Here is a 5,530-nt window from a genome sequence, read left to right on the forward strand (position 1 = left end):
GAAGGTCTCGCACCATACTTGGTATTATACCGTATTGCCGTAAAATGTTAACCTAATTTGAGATTAAATCATGCTCTTAACAGGGAACAGGGAACAGTTAATTTCACCGCTCCCCGAGTCCCATGATAGATATTGTGGGCTGTCGATATATTTGTGGTTACATTCCCATGATGCAGTAACCAGAATCGACATAAATTATCTGGCCAGTAATCCCACTAGAGAGATCACTGCATAGGAAAGCAGCCGTATTTCCCACTTCAGTCTGAGTTACAGTCCGCTTGAGGGGGGCAATTTCCTCCACATGATGAATCATATCTAAAATGCCGCCAACCGCTGAGGAAGCCAAAGTCCGAATCGGTCCAGAGGAGATACCATTAACCCTAATCCCCAAGGGGCCCAATTCAGCAGCCAAATAACGGACATTCATTTCTAGGGCAGCTTTAGCAATTCCCATGACATTATAATTGGGAACCACCCTGACTCCCCCTAAATAGGTGAGGGTGACAATACTACCACCAGAGGTCATCAAGGGTTTAGCAGCCCCACTCAACTGTACCAGGGAGTAGGAACTAATATCCAAGGCGCGAGTAAAACCCTCACGGGAAACGGTGCTAAAGTCTCCCGATAGTTCCTCCTTACCAGCAAAAGCCAGACAGTGGATGAGGATATCGAGTTTCCCCCATTGGTCTCGGATGGTATCAAATAGGGATGTTACCAGTGCATCATCCTGAACATTACAGGGCATGATGATACTGGGATTAAGTGGTTCAACTAGACTGCGAACCTTTTTTTCAAACCGTCCCTTGTCATCGGGTAGATAGGTGACTCCTAGGTTAGCACCGCAGGAGTGGAGTTGTTGGGCAATACCCCAAGCGATGGATCGCTCGTTAGCAATGCCAGTGACCAGTGCGTTTTTTCCGTTTAAATCCAACATAGTAGATTATTGTATTTGAAAAGGGGACGATCAAACTCCCACAATTGGGGGTTGAAAAAAAGACATTGGGTGGTAAAATCCCTTTGGCGTGCCTAGATGACTCAGGAGCAGGCGGGCATAGTATGCACCCAGTTCACGATCGCAGGTTGCTAATTTCAGGTCAAAATCTTTCCCATCGCCAAAATATGGCAATTTAGTCGTTTTTTCGACACAAACTCCGTTGGCTTAGATATACTCTGGGTAGACATGAAACCAATGACCTGTATAAATGGACTTCCTGAGATACTCACAATTTTGATTCCAGGTCAGGGTAAAAACCTTTGTGCCAGGGAATCACTCTAGGTGAGTGTTAGGGGATCTCCCGTTATAATCTTTCGCTTAACGAGGGAGTCGGTGAACATTTGAAGTCGGATAAAGTCAGAGTCAAACTAGCGCAGTGGTTAAGTGGAAGGAATCGGGTCAGTGACGTATGATAGACCGTTAGCATCAGTGTTCCGTCAAATTGGTGGCGGAGCGTTTCCCCCTGTGGTGGAGAGTTTTGACCGTGGTAAAACTATATTTTTCCCCGGTGATCCAGCCGAGCGGGTTTATGTCTTAATTAAGGGAGCCGTGAAGCTGTCTCGGGTTTATGAGGCGGGAGAGGAAATCACTGTGGCTCTACTTAGGGAAAATAGTGTCTTTGGTGTCCTCTCGCTGATTACGGGTCATAAGTCTGATCGGTTTTACCATGCGGTGGCTTTTACCCAGGTGGAATTGCTTTCTGTTCCCATTGAACAGGTGGAAAAGGCTCTGAAAAGTGATCCCGAATTGTCTATGGTGATGTTGCGGGGTCTGTCGTCTCGCATTCTGCAAACGGAGATGATGATCGAAACTTTGGCGCATCGGGATATGGGATCGCGATTGGTCAGTTTTTTATTGATTTTGTGTCGAGATTTTGGGGTTCCCGGTCGAGATGGGATTCGTATTGATCTCAAATTGTCCCATCAGGCGATCGCTGAAGCTATTGGCTCAACGCGAGTGACTGTAACTCGACTTTTGGGAGACTTACGAGAGAAAAATATGATCTCCATTTATAAAAAGAAAATTACTGTTCATAATCCTGTTACCCTCAGCCAACAATTTACTTGAAAAATTCCGAGCGTGAGTCTGGCGGTCACAGACTGACCAGCAGTTGCTCCCGCCTTGAACTCAAACACAATCGCATACCGGGAGGTTTTGGGGATGATATCGATTCGGTAGTCCCCAGGCTTGCTGTTTTTTTTAGCCTGGAGGTAGGGGTCAGATTTAGCCAATATTCGGTAGGGAAACCTGATTTTTGTGCTAGAATTGGGTTGGGTTTGGCGGTATGGCAAGGGGTGGACAAAAATTCCTCCCCCAATTTGGGCAGAACCTCTCAACCCCAAATAAAAACCTGTAAAATCCTCCGCAGTGGGTTGATATCCGTCGGACTCTAGGTAAAAGCTTGTCTTCGTTAACAGCCCCGAAATGGGGACTAACTCCGGTAAAGGTTCTGGGTGTTCCGCGACGGCTGCCGCCACTAGCCTAGGATAAATCCTTGTAATTTGAAGATACTACCACTTCCCGCCATCAAGTGGGGGCTCGTGAACGAGCATTGATCTAGTCGCCTGGAAATTGATATGACCGCTGCTGTTATTTTTGTTATTGCTATTCTAACTCTCGGAGGGGTGATCGCGGTGGTGAGCGATCGCCTCGGGACTAAGGTGGGTAAGGCTCGCCTGAGTTTATTTAAAATGCGCCCCAAAAAAACGGCGGCGGTGGTGACTATGGCTACGGGAACTATGCTTTCCGCCTTGACTCTAGTGATTTTATTCGCGACCAGCAAACCTCTGCGCCGGGGTGTGTTTACTATTGACCAAATTCAGGATAGACTTAACCAAGCTCGGAGGGATTTGACCCATGCTCAGGTGGAAAAACATCGGGTAGAATCAGAGTTAATACAGGCTCAAAATGAACTACAAGCAGCGGTTGATTACTTAAACGAAATTAATTCTTCTCTTAATAATGCTAAGGTAGAAGTTTTGGAACGTGAGCAAGAATTGAAAAGGGCTCAAAGTCGCCTGCAAAATACGGAGAGTGAATTGCATCAACTTCAGAATCAACTCAGCCAAATGGAAGCGGCTAAAACCGAGATTGAGGAGGAACTTGATAGCATAGAATATCAATTAAGTCAAGTATCTCAGCAAAAACAAGATCTAGAAACTGAAATAGATCAACTGCAAGTAGAACGTCAAGATTTAATCGAGCAGCGGGAGAGGGTTTCGGCTCAGATAGAAGAGCGCGATCGCCAAATTGCTGACCAAGATATGGTGATTGCTGAACGGGAAGAACGCCTAGCGGAATTGGAAATAGCTCAACAGCAATTGGAACAACAAAAAGCTAATGCCCAACGGGGTTTTCAAATGCTGCGAGAGGGTAGTGTGGCTCTAAAAAGGGGTGAGATTTTGGCGAGTGGATTGGTGAGAATTAGCGATAAAAATAGTTCTATAGAAACGGTAAATAGACTGCTACAAGAAGCGAACAGGAAGGCCCTAAAATTTGTGCAAATGGGTAATCAAAGTGCTAACCAAGATATGGTGGTGATGATTACTAAAGCGGAGGTGGAAGAACTGATTGAGGAAATTAATAATGGTGGAGAGTATGTGGTGCAAATAATCGCGGCTGCTAATTATTTGGTGGGTGAAAAACGGGTGGCGGTTTATACCATGGCGGAACCGAATCGATTGTTATTTAGCAGCGGTGAAGTAGTGGCAGGAACTTCTTTAAATCCGGCTACGATGAGTTCGGAAAGACTGCAACAGCAATTAGAACAGCTTTTAGATGCTTCGAGTTTTAGGGCTCGTTTTGTGGGGGTGGTAAATGGTTCTATAGAAATGAGTGACGATCGCATAGATACTCTGATTTATTTTATTCAGCAGTTGGAGGGGTATAATCAAACCCTGGAACTACAAGCGGTGGCGGCGGAAGATATTTATACTATCGGTCCCCTGCGCTTGGATTTGTTTGCGCGTCATAATGGGGAAGTGTTGATTAGCACTCGTCAACCGACCCGAAAACTGGATGATATTGATTGGGCGGAGGTTTGGCGATGGTGATTTTGGGTTTTGACCCGGGTCGGGATAAATGCGGGGTGGCGGTGGTAGGGGACAATCAACAAGTTTATTATCATCAGGTAGTGGCGGCGAATGATGCGATCGCTACGGTAAAATCACTCTGTAGTCAGTTTTCGGTGCAAATGGTGGTGATGGGAAATCAAACCACTTCCCAGACCTGGAAACAACAAATGCGTGCGGTTCTTCCCAAGTCTATTCACATAGCCGAAGTTGATGAGCGTTATAGTTCTTTGGAAGCACGCGATCGCTATTGGGAAATGTATCCCCCCCAGGGTCTTTCTCGTCTGTTACCCCAGGGGATGCGGGTTCCCCCTAGACCCATTGATGATATCGTGGCAATTATCCTAGTGGAACGTTATCAGGCGGGAAATTAGTTACGGTAGCCGTCTGCTGAGGTTCGGTTTTAATCACTGTCGATGGTGCTAGTGATATGGCTATAGTATAGTTAAAGATAGATTATTACAGGATCTGGCAAATGAATAACAAGTCAAATGGAGTTCCTGAGTTTTGTGGCGATCGCCTTTCCGGCAGTAATGGATTGTGGCAATATGTGAAATCAATGCCCCCGGAAACAATAGCCCAACTCTCCCAACCTGATCCCGATGTAGCCCAATTGATGGAACATAATCTACTGCAAATACTTGGTGGATTGCCTTCTGGGCATTTTGATGTCACAATTACTACTAGCCGTGAAAATCTTGGTCGCCTTCTAGCTTCTGCGATGATGAATGGATATTTTCTCAACAAAGCTAAACAGCGCATGGAGTTTGAAAAATCCGTTTCTAATATTTACAGTTAACCAGAAAAATTTAGCAGGTCTGGGGAGTCAGTAGAATTGGCTCCCATCAAGTTTTTTGCCTCTTCAGAAAAACTGCCAATTTTGATAGTTACTCCCGCCGACCATAGCGCTAACTAGGTATAAGTTTATAGTAATTGAGAATTGAGATGATCAGTGGTTATCCCCCTGATGGGTTACTGCCCACTACCCAAACCTATAGGTTTGTAAGACAATGTAAACCTAGGATCGAAGCAGTAATTAGTTAACAAGTCTCTGGTGAGAGGACTGCCTCTGTCCAGGGTTATGAGTTGATTAATTTTGCTGTCGGGTGGGAGATAGCTATAACCCACTTTGGGCTGCCCAGCCAAGTCGCACTGGGTAAGTAGAGAATCAGGGTGCATCAAAAAATGAAGAGAATAATTGTGTTACTCGGGCTAGTGGCTTCGACGGGTGGGGGCTTTGCTTTGGTTTCTGATGTAGCTGCCACCTCCTCGCCTAATTCGCCTGCCTGGAAAAGCTTCAACAACCACGGTCTAGTTGTTCAAAGTGGTTATGAAGGCACGAATGAGGATGGCGATCGCGAAAGTGTAGGTACATCAATGTAGTTTGGTCTTAGGGGCGGCGGAAAGCTGCCCCTACTGATTTTTAGGGGAGTGTTTGCAGAAATTGTTTAATTTCTAGGTCGCC

6 protein-coding genes are annotated in these 5,530 nt (G+C 45.7%); 5 read left to right on the top strand and 1 reads right to left on the bottom strand.

Translation table 11 applies throughout. The features are described 5' to 3' along the window. Positions 1-157 precede the first annotated feature (157 nt). Complete coding sequence (fabI, locus tag ACTIE0_RS22360) at positions 158-934, bottom strand: enoyl-ACP reductase FabI (protein WP_006670396.1); 777 nt, start codon at positions 932-934, stop codon at positions 158-160. 462 nt (positions 935-1,396) lie between these two features. On the opposite strand from fabI, the gene ntcA reads away from it, so the two are divergent. The 5 genes from ntcA to ACTIE0_RS22385 all read left to right on the top strand — a co-directional run bounded on the left by ntcA (position 1,397) and on the right by ACTIE0_RS22385 (position 5,448). Continuing rightward, a complete protein-coding gene (gene ntcA / locus ACTIE0_RS22365; protein WP_006670397.1) occupies positions 1,397-2,062 on the top strand; it encodes a global nitrogen regulator NtcA in 666 nt (221 codons plus the stop codon). A 509-nt stretch (positions 2,063-2,571) separates the two neighbouring features. Then, positions 2,572-4,047 (top strand): DUF3084 domain-containing protein, encoded by a 1,476-nt coding sequence (locus ACTIE0_RS22370; protein WP_006625275.1) that lies wholly within the window; start codon positions 2,572-2,574, stop codon positions 4,045-4,047. After that, a complete protein-coding gene (locus ACTIE0_RS22375) occupies positions 4,041-4,439 on the top strand; it encodes a pre-16S rRNA-processing nuclease YqgF (protein WP_008051305.1) in 399 nt (132 codons plus the stop codon). The genes ACTIE0_RS22370 and ACTIE0_RS22375 overlap by 7 nt, the downstream gene beginning before the upstream one ends. 101 nt (positions 4,440-4,540) lie before the next feature. Beyond that, complete coding sequence (locus tag ACTIE0_RS22380) at positions 4,541-4,864, top strand: DUF760 domain-containing protein (RefSeq protein ID WP_006625277.1); 324 nt, start codon at positions 4,541-4,543, stop codon at positions 4,862-4,864. A gap of 401 nt (positions 4,865-5,265) precedes the next feature. Continuing rightward, positions 5,266-5,448 (top strand): hypothetical protein, encoded by a 183-nt coding sequence (locus tag ACTIE0_RS22385; protein ID WP_231296373.1) that lies wholly within the window; start codon positions 5,266-5,268, stop codon positions 5,446-5,448. Positions 5,449-5,530 lie beyond the last annotated feature (82 nt).

Origin of the sequence: Limnospira sp., assembly GCF_051859755.1 — a bacterium.
In the GTDB taxonomy this organism is placed as follows: domain Bacteria; phylum Cyanobacteriota; class Cyanobacteriia; order Cyanobacteriales; family Microcoleaceae; genus Limnospira; species Limnospira fusiformis.

Excerpts from the sequence above, each read along its gene's own strand:
- ACTIE0_RS22375 (WP_008051305.1), top strand. The coding sequence starts at position 4,041 with ATGGTGATTTTGGGTTTTGACCCGGGTCGGGATAAATGCGGGGTGGCG.
- ACTIE0_RS22380 (WP_006625277.1), top strand. The coding sequence starts at position 4,541 with ATGAATAACAAGTCAAATGGAGTTCCTGAGTTTTGTGGCGATCGCCTT.
- ACTIE0_RS22370 (WP_006625275.1), top strand. The coding sequence starts at position 2,572 with ATGACCGCTGCTGTTATTTTTGTTATTGCTATTCTAACTCTCGGAGGG.
- fabI (WP_006670396.1), bottom strand. The coding sequence starts at position 934 with ATGTTGGATTTAAACGGAAAAAACGCACTGGTCACTGGCATTGCTAAC.